Origin of the sequence: Bartonella bennetti, assembly GCF_045945445.1 — a bacterium.
Taxonomy (GTDB): Bacteria; Pseudomonadota; Alphaproteobacteria; order Rhizobiales; family Rhizobiaceae; genus Bartonella.
Genome location: NZ_CP174576.1, coordinates 1,135,691 through 1,159,435, shown reverse-complemented (window position 1 = coordinate 1,159,435; position 23,745 = coordinate 1,135,691). Strand labels below are relative to the sequence as shown.

Below are 23,745 nucleotides of genomic sequence, written 5' to 3'. Positions count from 1 at the left end.
TCCTTTTTATATAATTGGAGAATCATGAAAACCAGTAGTGGTTTTGCATGAATACGAAGATATACGCTGTACAACGGCGATTACCCTATTCTATGTTGCCTCCAAGGGTGTCTACACAGAAGCTTGTTCTATAATTCAAACCATTAGGAGATGCAAGAGTTGTGGGAAAAATCCTTGATTTCTACCCTTATGGAAGAGGAAATGTTACAAGTATGCTGAAAAATGTAGAATCAATATCAATTTTCAAAGATTGAATAATGGAGACCTTATGAAGGTTGAGATTGCCTTAGGTGAAGTGTCAGAATATGGCTCGTTACGTAAATCAGTTCCAGCGCTCGTTGATCTCGAAGAATTATTAGCAACACGTCTTCTCGTACAAGGTAATTCTGGTTCAGGAAAATCACATCTTCTTCGGCGTCTTCTTGAACAGAGTTCTTCATGGATACAACAGTGTGTTATTGATCCAGAAGGCGATTTTGTGACTTTGGCTGATAAATTTGGACATATTGTTGTTGAAGCCCAACGGAACGAAAAAGAATTGATACAAATTGCTCATCGGATTCGCCAACATCGAGTTTCAGTTGTGTTCAATCTTGAAAACCTAGATATTGCACAACAAATGCGTGCTGTTGGTATTTTTCTTGGAGCACTTTTTGATATTGAGCGTGATTATTGGTATCCTATGTTAGTTGTGATTGATGAAGCGCAATTGTTTGCTCCAACTGCAGCAGGGGAGGTTTCTGATGAAGTGCGTAAGATTTCGCTTAGTGCTATGACCAATTTAATGTGTCGAGGACGTAAACGTGGTCTTGCTGGTGTTATTGCTACACAACGTTTAGCTAAGCTTGCAAAAAACGTGGCTGCAGAAGCATCGAATTTTTTAATAGGACGCACTTTTTTGGATATTGATATGATACGTGCTGCTGATCTTTTAGGAATGGAGCGTCGTCAAGCAGAAATGTTTCGAGATCTTGAGCGTGGTCATTTTGTTGCTTTAGGACCCGCTTTATCACGGCGTTCTTTACCGATTATTGTTGGTCCTGTTGAAACATCAGCACGTTCTGCCGGTCCGAAACTAATGCCGCTTCCAACGGAAAAAACTGATGCAAAAAAACTTGTTTTTACTGCTTTATCTGAAAAAAAAACGGCGCCATCTCATCATTCACTGGAGCTTGTAAAAGAACAAAAAATTCATGAAATATTAGAAGAGGTTGTGCACAAAAAACAAAGATTAATAAGGGAAGATAAACACTCCTCTCCACAGATTTCAACAATTGATTACAAAGTGCAGGTAGAACGTATTATTCGTGAAATGATGGATGATCCTGAGGTTGCTTATCGTTCAACAGCAGTACTTTATCAAGATTTTTTGATACGTTGTCGTATTCATGGTGTATCAGAATTTCTTCCTAATATTTCACAATTTCGTCGTAAATTGGCTATCGCTCAAGCCTCTATTGATGAAGAAGATGCTGCAAAAGAAGAGTGGAAGCGTGTCTTACTTCTATCAAAAAGTTTAGAAAATGATATTCAAGGTGTATTTTTGCGTGTCGCGCAGGCAGCAGTAACAGGGAAGCCTTGCCCATCAGATGCAGTTTTAGCGCGTCTTTATGGAACTCATTCTTTAAGTCGTGCACGCCGTCTTTTAATTTATTTTGAAGAGCGTGGGCTTATTGTTATTCATACTGATTTTAGTGGTAAGCGCGTGGTAACTTTTCCTGGTCTCAATTTAGAAACAGCACCAGGAGATCCAAAGGCCCCAATTTAGCCAAATAAACTTGAAACAGACTGCTCTGCTGCTGTTCTTGCAATAGCTTCTCCGATTAAATCAGCAATTGGCAAGATACGCATATTATGGGCTTGTTTAATTGCTTTGGTTGGCATGATTGAATCAGTAATCACTAATTCTTTCATTTCTGAATTGGTAATACGTTCTATAGCATTACCAGAAAGCACACCATGTGTGATATAGGCAGTGACGCTTCTTGCACCATGTTGCAACAGAGCGCTCGCTGCGTTACATAAAGTACCGCCTGAATCAACAATATCATCCAGTAAGAGACAATCTTTTCCAGTCACATCACCAATGATGTTCATTACTTCTGATTCACCCGGGCGTTCACGGCGTTTATCAACAATAGCAAGTAGACTATTTAAGCGCTTAGCTAAGGAGCGTGCACGCACCACACCACCAACATCAGGTGAAACAACAATGACATTTTCAAGAGAATAATGCATCTTAATATCACGAGCAATAACAGGAACAGCGTAAAGATTATCCGTTGGAATATCAAAGAAACCTTGGATTTGTCCTGCATGAAGATCTAATGTCAAAACGCGATGAGCACCTGCTTGAGTAATGAGATTAGCAACAAGTTTTGCCGAAATAGGAGTGCGTGGTCCAGGTTTACGATCTTGGCGAGCATAACCAAAATAAGGTATGACAGCTGTAATACGACGTGCTGAAGACCGACGAAGTGCATCAATCATAATGAGCAATTCCATTAAATGATCATTCGCTGGATAGGATGAAGATTGCAAAACAAATACATCTTGTCCACGTACGTTTTCATGCAGTTCTACAAAAATCTCTTGATCAGCAAAACGTTTTACAGTTGCTTTGCCTAGAGGAATACTTAAATAGTTTGCAACATCTTCAGCAAGACATGGATTAGAATTGCCGCAAAAAAGTTTCATAATAGAACCTCTAAGTAATTACGATTGAATATGAAGCGATTTTTAACTTTTTACTATCAGATTGCAAGTGAACAATTATAAAAGAATAAAAAATTAACTATTATTATTTCACAATGAATGTAGTTCGTTGATTTATGCCAAATACTTACTGTTTGTAGAATGTTTATAAAAATTATGAGAAAACAGCTAACAAGAGACAAATTGTTTAAAAGTAATCAGTGTTATGAGAAAAAATACTGTTTTAAAAAAATTTTTTTAGCTTTTAAACCATCTCGTTTTTATTCATTTATTCCATGAAGTAAGGAGAATACCAAATCTAATCTAGATATCCAGTTTTCTAATTTTCCAAATATACGTTTATATTTCTTCGTAAAATTTTTCATAAATTTTAATTTATGAAAGAGGTTACTTGATGAGGTAATAAAAGTTTATGAAAAGCTGTGAGCTTATACTTACGATGTGAATTTTCAATATTGTGAGTTATGAGTAAGATGGTTTTAGATAGTATGAATGATAAGTGTTACAAAGATACTCTATTGTAAGATATTTAGTTAAAAAATTTTTGAATATAAAATAGGCAGATTATTTATGCTCAAAAAATATGAATTTACAGATGAAAAAATAATAATTGGTTCTCATAAACTTTATCGTATTAGAGCTCTTAAAGACTTTGGAAATGTAAAGACAAGTGATCTTGGTGGTTTTATTGAGGATGAAAAGAATTTATCACATGAGGGAAATTGTTGGGTTTATGATAATGCCAAAGTTTTTGGTAATGCTGTGGTTTATGATAATGCTAAAGTTTTTGGTAACGCTAAAGTTTTTGGTAACGCTAAAGTTTTTGGTAATGCTATGATTTATGATAATGCTGAAGTTACTGAAAATGCTGCAATTTACGATGAAGCAAGAGTGTTTAGAAACGTTAAAATTTGTGGTGAAAACACTGTTTCTGGTAATACCATGATTTGGGGTAACGCCAATGTTTATTGCAGAACCAAGATTTGTAACAATGTCAAGGTTTCTAAAAATGATCGAGTTTACAAGATGCACTTATAACATATCAGGATTTTGTGAAACTAATGTTATACGGCGTTTTGAGGTTGAAGACTATTTACTAAGAGTTATTAAAACAAGAAGATACAATTGTATCAAGAGATCTGATTTAATATAAATTGATAATTATTAACATTGAAGAGTTGTCTTCGTGGAATATAGCAAAGGTTATTGGCAACGGCGCTAGAATTTGCGTATAAACAGCTTATTTGAGAAGAAAAACCAATAATAAAAATTTCCACAATTTATTTGAATAGGAATTTTTTATATTTTTTAGTATTCCTTTAAAGTAAAAAGCAACTTTACTCTTTATTTTTTAGCATAATGGCAGAAATTTGTCGTCCATAATCGGGCTCATTACGATGTATTGCACGTCGATAGGAGAAAAAACGCTTTTCATCTTGATAAGTACAAAGTTTTAGACAAGAAGTACGGATTCCCGCTTGTTCGAGTTTGTTTATAATGAATGTCCATAGATTAAAATTAAAGTGGTGTACTTTATCTGTTTTTGAAAAATATTTTTCAAACTCGTTATTGTGCTCGATAAATTGGTTATAAAATTCACTTGTTACTTCATAATGACATGGACCAATGCATGGTCCAAGTACTGCTGTTATTAATTGCCGTTTGGCTCCTTGTTCTTCCATTACTGAGATTGTTTTTTCTAAAATTCCGTTCAAGCTCCCTCGCCAACCAGCGTGTGCAGCACCAATGACGCCCGCTTGTGGATCAGAAAAAAGAATTGGCCCACAGTCTGCTGTCAGAACACCAATTGCTAATCCTTTTTTTGTTGTAACCAGAGCATCAGCTTTTGGAAGCTCTCCAATAAAGGCTTGATCAACGACGATAACTTCACAAGAGTGTATTTGGTGAACAGTAATTAAATTTTGCACTTCAATATCAAAATAATTAGCGATTAAGGTACGATTTTGCATAACATGTTCAGGAGAATCGTTGGAGTTTTGTCCGACATTGAGGCTTTGATAAAAGCTTTTTGATACACCTCCTTGGCGTGTAAAAAAGCCATGTTTGATATTATGTAAGTGTAAATTGCAAAAATCTTGTGCAAGAATAGGTTCCATAAAGGCTCCCTTATGATTATTTGAAACGAAAATGGTATCTGAATTAATTTGTTATTGTTTGTGGTTAAAAATAAGGTATTTGTATGTTTTTATCACTGATGTGAAGAACTTTAAAAAGTTTACCCATTTGTTTTGGACCAGTTAATCGTTCGATGTCTTGGTGAATTTTTTTCTTCATTACTGTGCTTTTGTTGATACTAAGCTTTTTGGCACGTTCAAGCACTCCCATTTTGAAAAGAAAATCTCTTTGTTCTAGAATTTCAGCAAAACAGCCCTGTTGAATGGCAATTGTTTTCAAAGAAAAAAAATCAACATGTGATGTTAAATCATGTTCACCAGGAGCAGAAAAAATATCGCAGAATTTATGTTTTGATATGGCCTGCAGCGTGTCTCCAAACGCAAAATCGGATGCACCATAATCGATGAGTAAAGCAGAGCCTTGTGTTTCCATTAAACGGCTACTAATTTTTTGTGCTAATTGGTTTCGTAAGGGTGCGTATTCTAAAATTGTTCCATTGGGCATTTGAGCACAGTGCGGTGGTAAAAAAGTAGAAGGAAACTTATGTACATCAATGGTAAATGTAAAACCACCCTTTTGATTAAGTGTAATGCGACGCTCTCTCCATTCTTCATTGATTTTTATATATTGGTTAATTGGGAGGGCATCGAAAAGCTCATTTGCAATTATAATAAGAGGTTTTAAAGGAATTTGTTCAAAATTTTCAATACTATAAATTTGTTTTTGGTAAGAGAGAAGACGTTTTTTTTGTTCTGCTGCAAGGCGTTGGCTTATCTCAATAAGAAAGATGTCAGCAGCGTTGAATGCTGTCATACAAATTTTGCGAATAGTACGTAAAACATCATCCATAAGAGTTCCGCGTCCTGGCCCTATTTCAGCCAGGATAAAAGGATTAGGGGAACCGTGAGCTTGCCAGCTCATAATAGCCCAAATGCCAATTATCTCTCCAAATAATTGGCTTATTTCAGGTGCTGTGATGAAGTCACCATCATGTCCAAAGGGTTTTTGTTTTTTATAATAGCCAAATTGAGGATCAGTAAGTGCTAATGCCATATATTGGCTAACAGAGATTGGTCCATTGAGAATAATAATTTCTTTAATTCTCTCTTTTAGATTAGACATTATTTTGTAAGCTTATATTTAAAAGTTTGAAGAAGTGCATAAAAACCGAAAAGAATCATCGGCAGAGATAAAGCCATGCCATAAGTAAATCCAGTAGAGTGGAAGAGAGATGCAAACCATTCTGGATCCTCTTGAGGAGCACGGAAAATTTCTGAAATGCTGCGTGCTATTCCATAGCTTATATTAAATATTCCAGTTATTATTCCAGGATGTTTTAATGCTTTGAAAGAAAAAATAGCAATGGCTAAAATGATAAAGAGAAGAAATCCTTCCATTAATGCTTCATAAAGTTGACTAGGATGGCGTGGAAGATATTGAGGATCGTTATAAAAACAAACTGCCCAAGGAACAGTAGTCACATTTCCCCATAATTCTTGATTAATGAAATTGCATATCCGTACAATACCAATGCCAATGGGAACGGCTGCGGCGATTGTATCAAACATTCCCCATACGTTAATATTGTTTTTATAAGAAAACCAAATCATAGCAATGATTATACCTATAAGTCCTCCGTGAAATGACATACCACCATTCCATACGGCAATGATATCGACCGGATGATTGAAATAATAAATAGGATCCCACATAAGTACTTGTCCTAAGCGGCCACCAACCACAATCCCAAGAGTACCTAAGGTAACAAAATCACTCATTTTTTGGGGGTGCATAGGTGCTTTATTGTTAGGCCACAAGGACTTTTTTTTAAGTAATTTTTGTGTATACCACCAGGCAAATAAAATGCCTACAACATAACCAAACCCGTACCAATGGAATGCTATCGGCCCTAAACGGATGATCACTGGATCAAGAAAAAGAGGAAAAGCAATAGCTTGGCAAAAAGGGAAATCATTCATGAGGGGGAGCTTTACATTTATGAAGTTATATGATTATCAAACCATGACAGATGAATACAAAATGGTCAAGTTCGGTCAGAGGTTAGTTGCTGTTATTGGTGGACGTAAAAAATACTGATAGATTAAAGTAATATCTATTAGAAAAACAAGTACAATCTTTCAATATTATAAAATGCATTACAGTGTGTATATAAATAGTGTGTATATAAATAATGAAAATTAAAGGAAAGCTTATGTATAATGGATCAAACCGTATTCTTGATGAACTGGCAAAATTAGCAACGGATGCAGCAGGTATTGCACAAGGTGTACGGCGTGAAGCTGAAACTGCTGTTCGTTCACAGGTTGAAAAGATGATCAATAAACTTGACCTTGTTTCACGCGAAGAATTTGAAGTTATTAAGGAAATGGTTCTTAAACTCTATGCCGAAAATGCTGATTTGAAAAAACGTCTTGATGGTTTAGAAAAACACAACAGAAAAAAGTGAAAACAGATACAGTCTAAGCAATAAATAGTCTTAGAAAAAATAATCCCCAATTTTTCCATACTATGTATGAAACCGAAAAATGCTTAGTCATGAGTCTGTTAGGGCAGATGAGCAATTTATTTTTAGTTCATTTTTTACAAAAAATTATTTTTTTTTAATTAAGGGACTAGCGCTACGAAATTGTATCAATACACTGAGTTTACTTGATGATTCGTTTTTTCTTTATCAAGCTATGTTATTATAGGAAATATTATCATTTGTTTCCTGGTGTTGTGTGTTTGCTATGTTTTAATGTGTATTTGTTTGGTGTAAAGGCTTTGATTGTGGCGAGTATTGTTACGATGATAGTTTTTTTCCATTGTATTGATAATATTCTTAATTATTGAGGGTTCATGATGAGGCTTGCCATTGGAGCCACAGAGCGAGAAGAGCATCCGGTTGATTTTATCGAACAAATTGTTTGTAAGTATGATTGGTCTTTTGAGCGGAATGCACAAGATGAAATTAGCGTTTGCGTAGAAGGAAAACGAGCTTGTTATCGTCTTTCTTTTTCATGGATGGAGGAGCAAGAGGCTCTTCATTTAGCTTGTGCATTTGATCTTTTTATTGAAAATACTCGTATAGCAGAGATACAACGTTTGTTGTTGGCAATTAATGAGAAATTGTTACTAGGACATTTTGATTATTGGCAAGGAGATAATACGGTTATTTATCGGCAGGGTCTTCTTTTAGCAGGTGGTGTACACCCATCACATACACAAGTAGAAACATTATTGATCTATGCACTTAAAATTTGTGAAAGTCATTATGCTGCTTTTCAAATGGTTGCTTGGGCTGGTGAAAGTGCTCATAAAGCACTACAGTATGCTTTATTTGAGACCGTAGGAAATGCTTAAAGTCTTCATATTGCTCTCATTACTCTTTAAAAAAGTTTTTGAATATGTTTTATAGAGGGATATCTATAATAGCGCGCAAACCTCCTAATGGACTATCATCTAATTGAATATTACCTCCGTGGCTACGTGCGATATCTTGCGCAATAGAAAGACCAAGACCTGTTCCACTGGCATCTTGATTGCGTGATTGATCAAGCCGAAAAAATGGTTTAAAAACTTCTGTATGCATGTCTTTTTGAATACCTGGTCCATCATCATCAATAGTAATAATCAAAGATTCTTTTTGGGGTTTAGCTGTGAGTTGGATGGTATTTGCATAATAAAATGCATTTGATAGAAGATTACTAATCAAACGGGTAAAAGCATAGGGGCGTACTTGTATCTGTGGGGAGCCTTCAATAGTATAGGAGAAGTTACGTTGATGAAGATGAGCATTAGTGGAGAACTTTTGCATCAAGACATTTAAATCAAGGGTGCTAATATTTTCGCTGCCTTCACCACGTGCAAAAGCAAGATAACCCTCTAACATATTTTGCATATCGCTGACATCTTGCTCAAGCGGTTTAATATCAAAATCATTACTTACTAATGCGAGTTGAAGCTTGAAACGTGTGAGGATGGTTCTTAGATCATGACTTACACCTGAGAGCATCATAGTGCGCTGTTCGATTTGACGTTCAATTCGTTCACGCATACGTAAAAAAGCAATACCAGCACGGCGTATTTCATCAGCTCCTTGTGGTTGAAATCCTTCTGGTAAAGGATGCCCACGTCCAAAACTTTCTGCTGCTTTTGCTAATTGTTGAATTGGTTTGATTTGATTACGTAAAAAGTAAATAGCTATTAACAGTAAAACAAGGGCTGTCCCTACCATCCAGCTTAAAAAAATACTGGTATTAGAGGCATAGGCTTGGCTGCGCATGGCAAAAACGCGCAAGATATTGTGATCAAGGCGGATACGAATTTCGACAAGATTAGAATCGCCAACTGTATCAATCCAGAAAGGACGGTTAATTTGGCGAGTGATTTCTTCACTTAAAAAGTAATCAAGTATGGCAAAAAACGGTTTCGGTCCTGGAGGAGGAAGAGGATCAGGTGGGAGGAGAGAGATGTTTAGTCCCATGCGTTGTTGTGCAATACGCTTAATTTCTTCATAATTATGCTGTTGTGGATATGTTTCAATTATATCGATAATAGCTGCAATATCATGGACAACAGTGGTTGAAAGACGTTCTGTTACCATTTGCCAATGGCGTTCCATGAAAACATAGCCAATTACTGTTTGTAAGAGTACCATAGGAGCAATGATGATGATCAAAGAACGAGCATAAAGCCGTTTAGGCATTTTCTTAGATAACCATTGCGCAATTTTTTTTGCAGGTTCGATCATCTCAGGCCTATTCAATTGAAAGCTTATAACCAATCCCTCTCACGGTTTGGATCCATATAGGATTTGTTGGGTTGCTTTCGATTTTACGACGAAGACGGTTGATTTGCACATCAATAGAACGTGCACTATTGTTATCATCCATTGCAAATTTATGGCGTGGAATAGTATCTCCTGCATGTTCAGAAAAAATGACCATCATTTCCTGTTCTTTATCTGTCAGTTTAATGATCTCTCCTGCTTTTTTGAGTTCACGTCGTGAAATTGAAAAGATATAAGGTCCAAAAATAATCTGTTCAATTTTTGGTTGGGTAGAAAATGAGCCACGTCGCAAAATGGCATTAATGCGGAGTAAAAGCTCGCGAGGATCAAAGGGTTTAGCAAGATAATCGTCTGCTCCTGCTTCTAATCCATGAATACGATTATCTATTTCTGATAAAGCTGTTAACATTAAAATAGGAACATTTTTTGTTTGACGGAGTGAATAGGTTAGATCAATACCGTTTTCACCAGGCATCATGATATCAACAATAAGAAGATCAAAATCTAAGCTTTTAAGTTGACGTTTAGCTTCATTAGAGTTGGCAGAGACTGAAACACGAAATCCATTTTTAATGAGAAATTGAGATAAAAGGTTGCGAATGCGGGTATCATCATCAATCACGAGAAGGTGGGGTGCATTATCACATAAAGTCTGAATGTGATCAGCCATGATTCAAACCCTTAATAAAAATTCAGTTTACATAGATTGTACTTTATATAAGTTATATAAAGCTGTCGAGCGAACAATTTTTTGCTTTATAAAGACAGAAGAAATGTTATCTATAAACTAAAAGATTTTAAAATATTGAATTTTTGAAAAGGGTTCTAATGAGCGATTTCAGTGTGTATATTATTCCGGTTACGCCTTTTCAACAAAATTGCACTTTACTTTTTGATAATGAAAGTAAAAGAGGTGTTTTAGTTGATCCGGGTGGTGATTGGCCTAAGATACAACAAACCATTCAAGAAAAAGGGGTTATTGTTGAAGCTATTTGGATAACACATGGTCATATTGATCATGTGGGAGCAGCCATGCAGGCTAAAGAAGCGTTGGATATTCAAATTATTGGTTCACATCGTAATGACAAACCAGTAATGGACGATGTCAGTGAAAGAGCAAAAATCTATCACATGCCTGATGCGCGTGTTTGTATTCCTGATCAATGGTTAGAAGATGGTGATAGTGTTGATTGTGCTGGACATGTGTTCAATGTCTTTCATACACCTGGCCATTCGCCTGGTCATGTTATTTATTTTAATGAAAAAAAGCATTTCGCTTTATTAGGGGATGTGCTTTTTCGTGGCGCTATTGGACGCACTGATTTTCCATTATGTTCTCATGAAGCATTAATTAAATCAATTAAAGAAAAAGTCTTGCCATTAGGCGATAATGTCAGCTTTATTTGTGGGCATGGGCCAGGAAGCGAAATAGGTTATGAACGCCAATACAATCCTTTTCTTCAGGGGATTTAATAGTTTATTATACTCAAAAAAAAACCGCTTTAAAGCGGTTTTTTTGGGTGTTGTTGAAAATTACTGTAGTGGGGCATAACAAACATGATCTAAGCCATCATGACCTCGAAAAGTTCCTGTTTTTGGATTAAAGGAACGGTATGTTTTTTTACAATATTGATACCAACTTGTTGTATTTAACGGCTGGGAAGATTGATATGTTACTACTGGTTGCACTTGATAGACCGTTTGATTTGATGGTGGGGTTTGATAAACAACTTGTGGCTGTTCAGGTTCTTTTAAAGCATTTTTGATAATTATACCTGCTGTCAAGGCTAGAAGACCTGCAGCAATAACACCACCTACATTACCACTACTACTACTGCTACTACTACGACTTACATGACGTTCGTGAATGTTTTGTTCTGTATATTCGAAATTCCTTTGTGCTGTAAAAGTCTGACTGGAAAACTGGAGAGGAGTACGTCCAGTTCCACCTGTTGTGCGCGTAATTGTCTGTTGGTATGATTGTACTTGTGCAGCAGCAAGTACTGTCTCTAACGGCGCTGAAATGGCTGTTGTCAACATTGCTGATAACACTATTAATTTAGTTAATTTTATCATAGCAATACTCCTTGTACAAATTTATCTTGGTCTGCACTTTAAATGTTCTAAGCTGAATGTAATCTGAACAATGCTCGATTTTATTCCACTAGAACGAATAAAGAAAGAGTTTATTATATAAAATTAAATATAGTAAAATGAAACCGGGTTTTAAACCCGGTTTCACAAAACGGACTTTGCTTAAATTAATTCATAACATTAATATTTATAGCTTTTGGTCCTTTACCACGACGGTCAGGCTCTATATCAAATGATACTTTTTGCGCGTCATTTAATCCAGTAAGGCCTGAGGCCTGGACATCAGAAATATGAACAAAGATATCAGTACTCCCATTATCAGGTTTAATGAAACCAAAGCCCTTGTTATTGTTAAAAAATTTTACTTCGCCCGTTTGAGCCATAGAATATTTCCTTATTTGATTGCCTTTGTAAGGCAGATAGTCAACAACCGTATTACGCACCTTACGTAAACGGTATATTTAGGCAAGTTACGATATCTGGAAAACGTTTTTTATTATTTTTTATCAACTCAGAACTTAGAATCATTTCTAGAAGACTTTTTATATCACCTTCCAATGTTCGCAATTTATCTAAAAAAACAAGATTGCTTGAAAATAGAATATTTGACAAGAGTTTTCTTTATAGAATCTGTTTTCTTATGTTATTTTTTTAGTTCATAGTAAGTATAGCGGCTTATTAATTTATCTTGGATAATAGATGGAAAAGAGAAATATCTTATTCCAATTTTTTATGGTATGTTACTATTATGTTACTATTTTGTGGTCCTATTGGCAGGGTTTTCTATAAAAGCTAATTATTTTGTAGCAATTTGTAGATTTTAGACTGTTTATTGCAAGAATCTCTTTTTAACATCTCATTTAAAGTATTCTTTGATCATTTTCTTTCTTTTTTGCGTTTTGCTAATAAACCAACATCCATAGTATTAGGGCCCATTTGATCAAGATTTGGTTTAGTGAAAAGACTTGAGTGTTCTATGGATTTATCAAGGGAATATTTGTTATTACACACTAAAGAATCACTGGCGATAGTTAATTCTATTTCTTGTAATCGTTTAATTTCATCACGAAGTTGAGCGGCTTCTTCAAAGTTAAGGTCATCAGCTGCTTTACGCATTAGTTTTTTGAGATGCTGAATATGGTTGGTTAGATTGTTGCCAACTTTATTATTTTGCGTGATAAAATGAGAGATCTTGACATTATGATCATTTTCGTAAACCGAACTAAGAATATCATCGATATTCTTTTTAATACTAGTCGGTGTAATTTGATGCTCTTCATTATAGGCTATTTGTTTTTTTCGACGTCGTTTCGTTTCTTGCAAAGCACGTTCTATAGAACCAGTAATTTTATCAGCGTAAAGGATAACCCGACTCTCTACATTACGTGCAGCTCGTCCAATCATTTGGATAAGTGAAGTTTCTGAACGTAAAAAACCCTCTTTATCAGCATCGAAGATAGCAACAAAACCACATTCTGGAATATCTAAGCCTTCTCGAAGTAAGTTAATACCGATTAAAACATCAAAAGTACCAAGGCGTAGATCTCGAAGAATTTCAATACGCTCTAGTGTATTAATATCAGAATGCATGTAACGCACACGAATATTTTGTTCATGGAGATACTCGGTCAGATCTTCTGCCATGCGTTTGGTAAGAACAGTTATTAATGTGCGATAACCCTTTTTGATTGTCTGGTGAATTTCGTTGATGACATCATCAACTTGTGTTTTGACTGGGCGTATTTCTGTTGGTGGATCAATCAGCCCTGTGGGACGAATGATTTGCTCTACAAAGATGCCATGCGATTGTTCTATTTCCCAGCGTCCAGGTGTAGCTGAAACGGCGATAGTTTGTGGGCGCATTGCATCCCATTCTTCAAAGCGTAAAGGACGATTGTCCATACAGGAGGGCAAGCGGAAACCATATTCTGCTAAGGTAGCCTTCCGTCGGAAATCACCTCGATACATACCACCGATTTGGGGAATTGTTACATGACTCTCGTCAATAAAAACAAGAGCGTGGTTAGGAATATATTCAAACAGAGTTGGAGGTGGTTCGCCTGGTTTTCTTCCAGTCAGATAGCGGGAATAGTTTTCAATTCCTGGGCAGGATCCGGTAGTTTCTAGCATTTCTAAATCAAATATTGTACGTTGTTCTAAACGTTGCGCTTCCAAAAGACGATCAGCTGCATTTAATTCATCGAGGCGTTGTGCTAATTCTATTTTGATTGATTTTATCGCTTGATTTAATGTGGGTCGCGGTATTACATAATGTGAATTAGCATAAATTTTAATGGATTGAAGATCTCCTGTTTTTTGTCCCGTTAAAGGGTCAAACTCAGTAATTGTTTCAATTTCATCACCAAACAGTGAAATACGCCAAGCACGGTCTTCAAGGTGGGCAGGGAAAATCTCAATTGTATCGCCTCGAACACGAAAAGAACCACGAACAAAGTTTATATCTTGTCGCTGATATTGTTGAGCAACTAAATCAGTCAGTAATTTCTGTTGATCGAGTTTGTTGCCTTTTTGCATTTGGAAAGTCATTGCTGTATAAGTTTCCACTGAACCAATTCCATAGATGCAAGATACAGATGCGATGATAATGACATCATCACGTTCTAATACAGCCCGTGTTGCAGCGTGGCGCATGCGGTCAATTTGTTCATTAATAGAGGATTCTTTTTCAATATAAGTGTCAGATCGTGCAACATAAGCTTCAGGTTGATAATAATCATAATAAGAAACAAAATACTCGACAGCATTATTGGGAAAAAAGTTTTTGAATTCTCCATAGAGCTGGGCAGCTAGAGTTTTGTTTGGTGCTAAAATAAGGGCGGGGCGTTGTGTTTCTTCAATGATTTTGGCCATTGTATATGTTTTACCTGAACCGGTAACGCCCAAAAGCACTTGAGTGCGTTCATTTTTCTTAATTCCCTTGACTAAAGATTTGATGGCAATGGGTTGATCACCGGCAGGCTGGAAGGATGTTTTAATTTGAAATTGAATTCCACCTTCAGATTTTTCAGGACGAATAGGACGATGAGGTGTCCATAATTCACCATTTTTAAAAAGGGGATTACCTGAAGCAATGAGTGCAGAAAGAGCTTCAACTGTTGCTGTAACACCGTTTGTTGTTGTTATGTTTTTAGGTGATATAGTATTTGTGGTTTCAGATGAAACATCATGGTTTTTGATTGTATGAATTTTGGTATTAGAGCATTGTTTCATAACTGCAGACGGATTTATTAATCCTTGATTGAATTGTTTTTGATTTTTTTTTGACTTTTTATGTGACATGATAAGAATATTTTATACAGTTATTCTAAATATAATTTAGAAAAAAATTAAAAGCTTTTGATTGCATTTGTTTTTGAAAGAAATTTCTTTTTTATCATTTGATAATTAGTTAAAATATTTTTTGTGATATGGTAGAGGTGACTATAACTATTTTTGATACTGATCCTAGGAAGTTATACCTCTCTATAAGTAAAGTGAAGGGATGGCTAAGGTCAAAGTCATGCTTTTTGTACTAGCAAGGTTGAGACTAGTGCTAATAACGTTCGGTAAAGCAATCTTGGTAATGTTTTTGGCTATTATTTTTTGATATTCGGAGTATGTGCTGTAGTCGACGGCTTTGTATACATTTGGTAAAGATCATTTCCATTTTTGAATGAAAGGTAACGGGATGATACCCAACCTGTTCGTGAATTATAATCAATTTGGCACCAGTTGCCTTTGCATGTTCGGATCGAAACTGATTGGTTTATCGGAATCCAGCCGAGAAGCGGGTGTTGCGTGCTCGGACCTATTCTGAAATTCAAATTATTTATTACGATAGCATTTGTAGCATCGGCTGGTGTTATTACTAAAATGAGGGAGCCAGCTATAAAAAAATTAATCAAATTTTTCATTTTTCTTCTAACATAGATTCTTGATACTGTATTTTCATTTTTACACAATGTCTTTATAATAAAAAAGATAATTACATCCTTTAATATATCGATAATAACAGAGATATTCCTAAACATTTAAAATCTAAAATATAAATTCACTTTTAAAGTAACTAAAGAGTCCTCTATGCTCTTTTTATTTTTTATATGGAAAACAGAATTTCTGTATTATATAATAAAGACAATTGTAATTTTCGGGTTCCAAGAGTCATCTTGGAGGCCGATTTTTATATCTTTATAAGGTCTTTCGTGTACAAGAAAGGGACGGATCATGGAAAAAGTTCCGATGACTACAGCTGGTTTTGAAAGTCTCAAAGAAGAGTTACGGTGGCGCCAACAACAAGAGCGTCGACGGATTATTGAAGCAATTTCTGAGGCACGCGCACATGGTGATTTGTCAGAAAATGCAGAGTATCACGCTGCTAAAGAAGCACAAAGTCATAATGAGGGGCGTATAAACGAGCTTGAAGATTGTATTGCCCGAGCAGAAGTTATTAATGTTTCACGTCTTTCAGGTGATAAAATTAAATTTGGAGCTACTATTAATCTTTTGGATGAAGACACTGAAGAGAGAAAAGTTTATCAGATCGTTGGTGATCAAGAAGCTGACGTAAAAACTGGTAAAATTTCTATTTCTTCTCCTATTGCGCGTGCACTTATTGGTAAGCAAGAGGGTGATGTAATTGAAGTAAATGCACCAGGTGGTGCGCATAATTATGAAATTATTAAGGTTCAATATATCTAAATTGTTATGCGTGCGTTTTTGAAAGAAACTGACATTATTGTTCCGCATTTTAAGAAACGTTTATCAGGAGTAACAACGACGATTATTCATCTTGTTCCATTGCAACGAAAACAGGGTATTTATATATCCACTTTAGGGATAGGGTTGCCAAAAAATTTACCTGCTCTTTCTTTTAAAGATCTTCTCGGTCTATGGAAAAGTCCAGTAGGAAAATCATTTCGAATTTGGCATGCACGACGCAATATTGAGATGCTTTGTGGTATTTTCTTACGGGATGTTTTAAAAATGAAACTTAAACTCATTTTTACATCGGCATCTCAACGTCATCATAAGCCTTTTACAAAATGGTTAATTCGCCGCATGGATAAAGTGATTGCTACAAGTGAACGCACAGGAAAGTATCTTGAAGTTCCTCATAAAGTTATTATGCATGGTGTGGATCTTGAGCGTTTTTCACCACCGAAAACCATTGATGATTGTTTTTCAACTTCTGGATTATCTGGAAAATATGCAATAGGATGCTTTGGACGTATACGCTATTTGAAGGGCACTGATTTATTTGTGGATGCAATGTTAAAATTATTGCCCAGTTATCCAGATTGGACAGCAATTATTGCCGGTCGTACTACAGTAAAACATTATAACTTTGAAAAACAATTACGTCAGAAAATTGCTACTGCTGGTTTAAGTGATCGTATTATTTTTCTTGGTGAGATCCAGGATACACCTTTGTGGTATCGTCGTCTTTCACTTTATGTTGCTCCCTCTCGTAGAGAAGGGTTTGGTTTAACACCATTGGAGGCAATGGCATCTCAGACTGCTGTAGTGGCTAGTAATGCAGGGATGTATGAAGAATTAATAAGAGAAGGAACAGGAACAGTTGTTTCTGCAGGAGATCGAGTAGCTTTGACAGAAGCGATTGAATTATATTTTTCTGATTTAGAAAAAACAATAATGGCAGGGAAAAAAGCGCTAACCCATGTTCAGACGCATTTCTCTTTAGAAAAGGAAGCAATAGCAATTGGGCATGTTTATAAAGAAATGTTTGCAGAGAACATATTTTAAATATATCATAGCTTATTTAGATAGAGATGAAATAATATTTTAAAAGCAAGATGCATGCGTTCATACATGTGATGCTAAGATTCTAATTTATACTCGCTCAAAATTTTTAATGTACTGATTTACTAAGAGCTCTTTTGGCATTTTATATTAATTACATTAAGATTGGTTTTAAAATTTATGTCATCTATAATGCATGTATTCTATGAATTTTCATATTATAAATATAGAAAACTGTACATTAGAATTGTTCGTTCCAAAAAGAACGGGTAAAAAGTACAAAGATAGTTATAATTTCAAGGCGGCCGGCGAGCATTAGAGCACTCAAAATCCATAAGGCCTGATCATTAATGGTTGAGAAATTTCCAACAGGACCAATAATGCTTCCAAGACCTGGACCAATATTTGAAAGCGCTGTTAAAGCGCCTGTGCAAGCAGAAGTAAAATCAAGTCCAGTAGTGAGTAAAAGTGCAGTACCAATAAGAAGACAGAACATATAAAGGCACAGAAAAAGTAAAACTGCCTTAGTAATATCATTAGAGACATTTGAGTGATCATAGCGCACTTTTACAATCGCATTAGGGGAAAGAAGTTGTGTCATATTTGTTTGTGCAATACGCCATAGGATAATTAAACGGTTAACTTTTATACCACCAGAAGTGGAACCAGCACAGCCACCCATAAAAGAAACAATAAAGAAAATACCAAGTGCAAAAGGTCCCCAAAGTTGGTAGTCTTCAGCACTGTAACCGGTAGTGCTAATGACAGATGTCAGATGAAAAATGACATCAAGAAAAATTTTGTGGAAGGGAAGATGATTATGAAATCGTAACCAGGTTGCGAGTGCAAAGCTAAAGAGAAAAACAATACTAAGAAAAACGATAACTTGTGGGTCTATGGAACGTTTAGAGTATCCAGGAAGTAACAGTTTAATATAAAGAACAAAAGGTAATGCAGAGAGCAACATGAAGATTGTAGCAACAATTAAAATAGCTGGTTTATCAGAAAAATAACCAAAGGAGGTATCATGGGTTGAGAACCCAGCCGTTGCTATCGTTGTCATTGCGTGGTTGATAGCATCAAATAATGTCATGCCAGCAGCAAAATAAGAAAGCATGCAAGCTAGTGTTAGTCCAATATAGGCAATAATAATGCCATTGGCGATTTGGTGGATACGGGGTAATATTTTTTCCGATTTATCAGATGATTCCATGTGGAAAAGTTGTATACCGCCAACTCGTAATGAGGGTAGAAGTAATAAGGCTAAACCGATAAAACCAATACCTCCAATCCAGCATATGATGGAGCGCCATAATAAAATGCTTCGTGATAGATGGTCAAGGCCAGTAATAACTGTAGAGCCTGTTGTTGTAATTCCAGAGATGGATTCAAAAATTGCTCCTGCTAAGGAAATTGGGAGTGAAGAAAGATAAAAAGGGAGAGCTGCCACTATACTGCCTGTTAGCCATAGACAAAGGGTTAGTGTAAAGCTAAGCCGTGTTGAAAAACGGCAGGTAGCTCCTCTAGTTGCTAAGAGAATAAGTGTTGCTAATACAGTTGTAATAGCACAAGGATAAAGAAAAATTGTCCAATTGTGATTGTTATCCCGTAAATCTGCAAGAGCTGGCAAAAGCATGGTTCCTCCCATGATTAATGCAAACCGTGCGCAAATATTAATAATAAACTGAAAAATAATCGCTCCTTGTCTCTAATTTTTTTATTGTAATGTTTACCTAATTAGAATTTATACACCTATGTAATATAAATTTAATGCTTATACTAAGCAAACTATGATAAATTAGCAATGCACTTTTAATCAATCTTGAAAAAATACAACTTTGCCATAATTCGAGTTCTTAAGAAATGTGTTTTTAAAGACATATTTTGTTATAAACTTATAAACTTATAAAGTTTAATTAAAGGCCGAAAAAAGGAGTTTTATTGTGCAATTGCATAGTCGTGTTCTTATTATTGGCTCCGGACCTGCTGGTTATACAGCGGCTATCTATGCTGCTAGAGCAATGCTTAAACCAGTGTTAATTACTGGAACGCAGCAAGGAGGGCAGTTGACAATTACAACTGAGGTTGAAAATTATCCAGGTTTTGCTGATCCAATTCAGGGGCCATGGTTGATGGAGCAAATGGCAAAGCAAACAGAAAATATGGGTACAAAAATTGTTTATGATAATATTGTAAAGGCTGATTTATCTAAGCGCCCTTTTATTTTATTTGGGGATTCAGGAACGCAGTATTGTGGTGATGCGCTAATTATTGCAACAGGAGCAAAGGCGCGTTGGCTTGGTTTGGAAAGTGAACAAGCTTTTATGGGTGGTGGTGTTTCTGCTTGTGCTACTTGTGATGGTTTTTTTTATCGTGGTAAAGATGTAATTGTAGTAGGTGGCGGTAATACAGCTGTTGAAGAAGCTCTTTATTTATCTCATTTGGCTAACAGTGTATGTGTGGTTCATAGGCGTGATCATTTTCGGGCAGAAAAAATCTTGCAAGATAGGTTATTTTCTCGTGATAATGTTCGCGTTATTTGGGATCATATAGTGGAAGAAATTATTGGGTTGCCTGCTCAGTCTCCAATGGGGGCTGTTGTAACAGGTGCGCGTCTAAAAAATACAAAAACAGGTCAAAAAATGCAAATGGATGTGGATGGAGTATTTATTGCCATTGGTCATGATCCTGCTGTTTCTTTATTTGAGGGGCAATTAAAACAAAAACCAGGGGGATACTTATGGACTGCACCTGATTCAACAGCAACAAGTATCGCTGGCGTTTTTGCTGCAGGGGATGTCGCTGATAATTTATTTCGTCAAGCTGTAACTGCAGCAGGGAGAGGATGTATGGCAGCGTTAGAGGTGGAACGGTTTTTGGATTCATAGATGTATATCTCAAAAAGGTAGTTCTTATAAATAACGTTTAAAAATTAGGAAGAAAATTGTGTCATTGCCATTAGATTGGAATAAATTAAGAGTTTTTCATGCTGCGGCAGAAGCAGGTTCTTTTACACATGCAGCTCAAAGGCTTCATTTATCTCAATCTGCAATTTCGAGACAAGTTTCGTCTTTAGAGCAAGATGTTCGAGTGCCTTTATTTCAGCGTCATGCACGCGGTTTAATTTTAACAGAGCAGGGCGAAATACTTTATCGTACAGCTCATGATATTTTGATGAAGCTTGAAAATACGCGTCTGCAATTAAGTGAAAGCTGTGAAAAACCAACAGGACATTTACGTGTAACATCGACTTTTGGAATAGGAGCAGGATGGCTTGCGGAGCATATACCTGAATTTTTGAGTCTGTATTCTGATATGCAAATTCAGCTTTTGTTTGATGATGAAGAGCTTGATTTGACAATGCGTTATGCAGACTGCGCTATTCGTTTACATCAGCCTCAACAGCCTGATCTTATACAAAGAAAATTATTTACAGTTCATATGCATGTTTATGCTTCAGAAAATTATATTGCAAATTATGGTAAGCCAGAAAAATTATCTGAGCTGGATCAGCATCGCATTATCTCATTTGGCGAACCTGTGCCACCTTATTTGGTTGGCTTGAATTGGTTGCAAAGAGCTGGGAAAAGTGGTGATTCCGTGCGTGTTTCAATTTTGCAAATTAATAACATTATTTCAATCAAAAATGCACTTATGCGCGATCTTGGTATTGCTGTACTTCCTGATTATATTGTGAATAATGATGAAAAACTTATACGTCTTTTTCCTGATATGATTGATATTCCTTCTTTTGATACTTTTTTTTGTTATCCTGTTGCTTTGAAGAATTCAGCAAAATTGAATGCTTTTAGAGATTATATCTTTTTAAAAGCACGCAAATGGTCCTTTTAAATAATATTTTTATAGATTATTGAAGGGTAGAGGCTCATAATCTAATGAGCTATGTGTTTATTTTTATAAAATGCAAGAAAATATTATCTCTTAGTTATGTTTCCTCCTATTAAGTTTTCTTGAGTGATTTCTTTGAGGATCTATAGGGTTATTAATTTTATCTCTCAAAATCTTCTGAATTTGCTAGGCTTTAGCTCGGTTTTTTATTTCTGAAAAAAATTTCTTTAAACTTTTTCTATGGCTACTTTTATTTTTTATGTTTATTAAGGTTTAATCGTACACTTATGTACAAGCCTGAAAAACCTAAAATACTAAAGAGAGTAGACAGTTTATAGATCATCTTTTTTATTATGGCATAATCAAAAAGTGTGCGAGTAATCTTATCCTATTAAGAATTTCTATTATCTCTTGTTTATGTGCAATAATATCTAATATATATATAATCGAACTACTATCTTTTCTAACATTGTTTTGAGAAACTTCAAGAATATCAAAAAGTATTATTTCCGTTATGAACTTATGTCATTTAATGTCTATGTTGTATTATTAAACTAAGTTATCGTTCATCTTGAATAAGAAAATATTCTTTTTTTCTTTTATTAAAATACATTCAATAATTAGAGCTATCATTTATTTTTAATTCATTAATACTATCTGGATAGATGATGATTCATAATTTCAGGACAAACTGTTACAAAAGCGCTGAATACGAAAACAGGCTTCTTCAAGTATTTCATCTGATGTTGCGTAGGAAATACGAAATGCTGGTCCAAGTCCGAAAGCAGATCCATGAACTACAGCAACGGACTCTGTTTCCAAAAGAGCTGTTACGAAATCCTCATCATTTGTAATAATTTTGTTTTGAGGTGTTTTTTTACCAATAAGCTTTGCACAGGATGGATAGACATAAAATGCACCTTCAGGGGTTGGGCAATCAATACCATAGGCTTGATTGAGCATAGAAACGACAAGATCTCGACGTGTTTGAAAAATATTTTTATTTTTAGCGATAAAGTCTTGTGGACCATTAAGTGCTTCGACACCTGCCCATTGTGAAATGGAACTTGTACCAGATGTTTGTTGACCTTGAATAATATCCATAGCTTTAATTAATTCATGCGGACCACCTGCATAACCAATTCTCCACCCTGTCATGGAATAGGCTTTTGAAAGACCATTCATTGTCAGTGTACGGTCATAGAGTTGTGGTTCTACTTGAGCTGGAGTGACAAAAGTAAAATCTCCATATGTTAGATGCTCATATATATCATCAGTGAGAATATAAATATGAGGGTATTTCATTAAAACGTTGGTTAATTTTTTTAATTCATCGTTTGTGTATGCAGCACCTGATGGATTCGAGGGAGAGTTAAAAATAAACCATTTAGTTTTTGGGGTGATAGCAGCTTCTAGATCTTGTGGTTGGAGTTTATAAAAAAATTCAGCTTTTGTTTCTACGAAAACAGATTTACCACCGTTAAGAGCAACCATTTCAGGATAACTAACCCAATAAGGAGATGGAATAATAACTTCATCACCTTTGTTTAAAGTTGCCATTAATGCATTAAAGAGAATCTGTTTGCCACCTGTGCCAACAATGATTTGCTCTGGCGTATAAGTAAGATTATTTTCTCTTTTAAACTTTACAGAAATAGCTTGACGCAATTCTGGAATACCAGATATGGGCGTATATTTTGTTTCTCCACGTCGAATAGCTTCAATAGCAGCATTTTTGATATTATCTGGTGTATCAAAATCTGGTTCTCCAGTACTTAAAGAGATGATATGACGACCTGAAGCTTTTAGAGAACGCACTTTTTGAGCTACAGCAATTGTTGCAGAGGGCTTGATGGAAGAAAGCTTATCAGCAATGAAAACCATCGTTTCAATTCCTTATAATATTAGGCAGGAAACTCTTAATTATAAAATACATAAAAGATTATGTCGTAGAAAACATAAAACTGCAAGAAAACTGCCAGCAAATTTTATTGTAAACTTAGATTTAGTGATTTTAGTTTTTTATACTGAGGAAATTTTGAAAAATCAATTCAAGAATAAATCTCATTTTATGCTGATAATGAGGCATTTATTTGACTTTATTTCTAAAAGGCACATCAAATTATATAGGCAACCTGATTGATGGCGTATAGTTTGGTGGATGAGATTAAGCAGATAAAGTTGACTGCGAAGGTAAAGATGACTGGTTGATTGAAGAATAAAATATATTAAAATTTTTTGTTTTGTAGAACAGTGTGATTTTATTAAATTTCTTATTTTCTTGGTTTTTTGTTATTATTCAATAATAAAATTTTTTATAGTTACTAGTTTATGTGTCATATTTTTATTTAAATTAGTAATGATTAATTTAAATAAAAGAAAGAAACAACTTAAATAAT

Annotated in this window: 20 protein-coding genes and 1 pseudogene; 9 read left to right on the top strand and 12 right to left on the bottom strand. The window is 35.3% G+C overall.

The features are described 5' to 3' along the window. Positions 1–268: 268 nt before the first annotated feature. Positions 269–1,768: a helicase HerA domain-containing protein gene (locus tag ACJTDF_RS05155; RefSeq protein ID WP_407965250.1), complete on the top strand. Its 1,500-nt coding sequence runs from the start codon at positions 269–271 to the stop codon at positions 1,766–1,768. On the opposite strand, the gene ACJTDF_RS05150 is transcribed toward ACJTDF_RS05155, so the two are convergent. Continuing rightward, positions 1,765–2,697 carry a ribose-phosphate pyrophosphokinase gene (locus ACJTDF_RS05150; RefSeq protein ID WP_407965249.1) on the bottom strand — a complete coding sequence of 311 codons (933 nt, stop codon included), beginning with the start codon at positions 2,695–2,697 and terminating at the stop codon, positions 1,765–1,767. The genes ACJTDF_RS05155 and ACJTDF_RS05150 overlap by 4 nt on opposite strands. A 588-nt stretch (positions 2,698–3,285) precedes the next feature. Here ACJTDF_RS05150 and ACJTDF_RS05145 point away from each other — a divergent pair. Continuing rightward, positions 3,286–3,753, top strand: a complete 468-nt coding sequence (locus tag ACJTDF_RS05145) for a hypothetical protein (RefSeq protein WP_407965248.1) — start codon at positions 3,286–3,288, stop codon at positions 3,751–3,753. Positions 3,754–4,052: 299 nt separating this feature from the next. Here the strand turns inward: ACJTDF_RS05145 and pgeF are convergent, their stop codons facing one another. The 3 genes from pgeF to lgt form a co-directional block, all read right to left on the bottom strand. After that, a complete protein-coding gene (gene pgeF, locus ACJTDF_RS05140; RefSeq protein ID WP_407965247.1) occupies positions 4,053–4,832 on the bottom strand; it encodes a peptidoglycan editing factor PgeF in 780 nt (259 codons plus the stop codon). Between the two features lie 64 nt (positions 4,833–4,896). Further along, positions 4,897–5,973 (bottom strand): class I SAM-dependent methyltransferase, encoded by a 1,077-nt coding sequence (locus tag ACJTDF_RS05135; protein ID WP_407965246.1) that lies wholly within the window; start codon positions 5,971–5,973, stop codon positions 4,897–4,899. Further along, positions 5,973–6,830, bottom strand: a complete 858-nt coding sequence (lgt, locus tag ACJTDF_RS05130) for a prolipoprotein diacylglyceryl transferase (protein ID WP_407965245.1) — start codon at positions 6,828–6,830, stop codon at positions 5,973–5,975. Before lgt ends, ACJTDF_RS05135 begins: the two co-directional genes overlap by 1 nt. Before the next feature lie 233 nt (positions 6,831–7,063). On the opposite strand from lgt, the gene ACJTDF_RS05125 reads away from it, so the two are divergent. Continuing rightward, positions 7,064–7,318: an accessory factor UbiK family protein gene (locus ACJTDF_RS05125; protein WP_407965244.1), complete on the top strand. Its 255-nt coding sequence runs from the start codon at positions 7,064–7,066 to the stop codon at positions 7,316–7,318. Positions 7,319–7,713: 395 nt separating this feature from the next. Next, positions 7,714–8,214, top strand: a complete 501-nt coding sequence (locus tag ACJTDF_RS05120; protein WP_407965243.1) for a YbjN domain-containing protein — start codon at positions 7,714–7,716, stop codon at positions 8,212–8,214. 49 nt (positions 8,215–8,263) lie between these two features. Here the strand turns inward: ACJTDF_RS05120 and ACJTDF_RS05115 are convergent, their stop codons facing one another. After that, positions 8,264–9,604, bottom strand: a complete 1,341-nt coding sequence (locus ACJTDF_RS05115) for an ATP-binding protein (RefSeq protein ID WP_407965242.1) — start codon at positions 9,602–9,604, stop codon at positions 8,264–8,266. Positions 9,605–9,611: 7 nt separating this feature from the next. Then, positions 9,612–10,313: a response regulator gene (locus ACJTDF_RS05110; protein WP_407965241.1), complete on the bottom strand. Its 702-nt coding sequence runs from the start codon at positions 10,311–10,313 to the stop codon at positions 9,612–9,614. A gap of 158 nt (positions 10,314–10,471) precedes the next feature. Here ACJTDF_RS05110 and ACJTDF_RS05105 point away from each other — a divergent pair, with 158 nt between their 5' ends. Further along, positions 10,472–11,116, top strand: a complete 645-nt coding sequence (locus ACJTDF_RS05105; RefSeq protein WP_407965240.1) for an MBL fold metallo-hydrolase — start codon at positions 10,472–10,474, stop codon at positions 11,114–11,116. A gap of 60 nt (positions 11,117–11,176) precedes the next feature. Here the strand turns inward: ACJTDF_RS05105 and ACJTDF_RS05100 are convergent, their stop codons facing one another. From ACJTDF_RS05100 to ACJTDF_RS05085, 4 genes and pseudogenes are all read right to left on the bottom strand, one after another. Then, positions 11,177–11,719 carry a BA14K family protein gene (locus ACJTDF_RS05100; protein ID WP_407965239.1) on the bottom strand — a complete coding sequence of 181 codons (543 nt, stop codon included), beginning with the start codon at positions 11,717–11,719 and terminating at the stop codon, positions 11,177–11,179. A 185-nt stretch (positions 11,720–11,904) separates the two neighbouring features. After that, positions 11,905–12,120 carry a cold-shock protein gene (locus tag ACJTDF_RS05095; RefSeq protein WP_407965238.1) on the bottom strand — a complete coding sequence of 72 codons (216 nt, stop codon included), beginning with the start codon at positions 12,118–12,120 and terminating at the stop codon, positions 11,905–11,907. Positions 12,121–12,613: 493 nt separating this feature from the next. Continuing rightward, positions 12,614–14,866 (bottom strand): annotated as a pseudogene (uvrB, locus tag ACJTDF_RS05090) (excinuclease ABC subunit UvrB); the annotation flags it as partial. Positions 14,867–15,333: 467 nt separating this feature from the next. Continuing rightward, complete coding sequence (locus ACJTDF_RS05085; protein WP_407965237.1) at positions 15,334–15,651, bottom strand: SH3 domain-containing protein; 318 nt, start codon at positions 15,649–15,651, stop codon at positions 15,334–15,336. Positions 15,652–15,961: 310 nt separating this feature from the next. Here ACJTDF_RS05085 and greA point away from each other — a divergent pair, with 310 nt between their 5' ends. Continuing rightward, positions 15,962–16,435, top strand: coding sequence for a transcription elongation factor GreA (gene greA, locus ACJTDF_RS05080; RefSeq protein ID WP_078680571.1), 474 nt, complete (start codon positions 15,962–15,964; stop codon positions 16,433–16,435). A 6-nt stretch (positions 16,436–16,441) separates the two neighbouring features. Then, the gene (locus ACJTDF_RS05075; RefSeq protein ID WP_407965236.1) at positions 16,442–17,500 is read left to right on the top strand and encodes a glycosyltransferase family 4 protein; all 1,059 of its coding nucleotides are present in this window, start codon (positions 16,442–16,444) and stop codon (positions 17,498–17,500) included. A gap of 238 nt (positions 17,501–17,738) precedes the next feature. Here ACJTDF_RS05075 and ACJTDF_RS05070 read toward each other — a convergent pair whose 3' ends face one another. Beyond that, complete coding sequence (locus tag ACJTDF_RS05070; RefSeq protein WP_407965235.1) at positions 17,739–19,133, bottom strand: TrkH family potassium uptake protein; 1,395 nt, start codon at positions 19,131–19,133, stop codon at positions 17,739–17,741. A gap of 304 nt (positions 19,134–19,437) precedes the next feature. On the opposite strand from ACJTDF_RS05070, the gene trxB reads away from it, so the two are divergent. Together trxB and ACJTDF_RS05060 are read left to right on the top strand one after the other, a co-directional pair. Then, a complete protein-coding gene (gene trxB / locus ACJTDF_RS05065) occupies positions 19,438–20,385 on the top strand; it encodes a thioredoxin-disulfide reductase (protein ID WP_407966229.1) in 948 nt (315 codons plus the stop codon). Positions 20,386–20,443: 58 nt separating this feature from the next. Further along, a complete protein-coding gene (locus tag ACJTDF_RS05060; RefSeq protein WP_407965234.1) occupies positions 20,444–21,349 on the top strand; it encodes a LysR family transcriptional regulator in 906 nt (301 codons plus the stop codon). A 678-nt stretch (positions 21,350–22,027) separates the two neighbouring features. Here ACJTDF_RS05060 and ACJTDF_RS05055 read toward each other — a convergent pair. Next, positions 22,028–23,230: a pyridoxal phosphate-dependent aminotransferase gene (locus ACJTDF_RS05055; RefSeq protein ID WP_407965233.1), complete on the bottom strand. Its 1,203-nt coding sequence runs from the start codon at positions 23,228–23,230 to the stop codon at positions 22,028–22,030. Between the last annotated feature and the right edge of the window lie 515 nt (positions 23,231–23,745).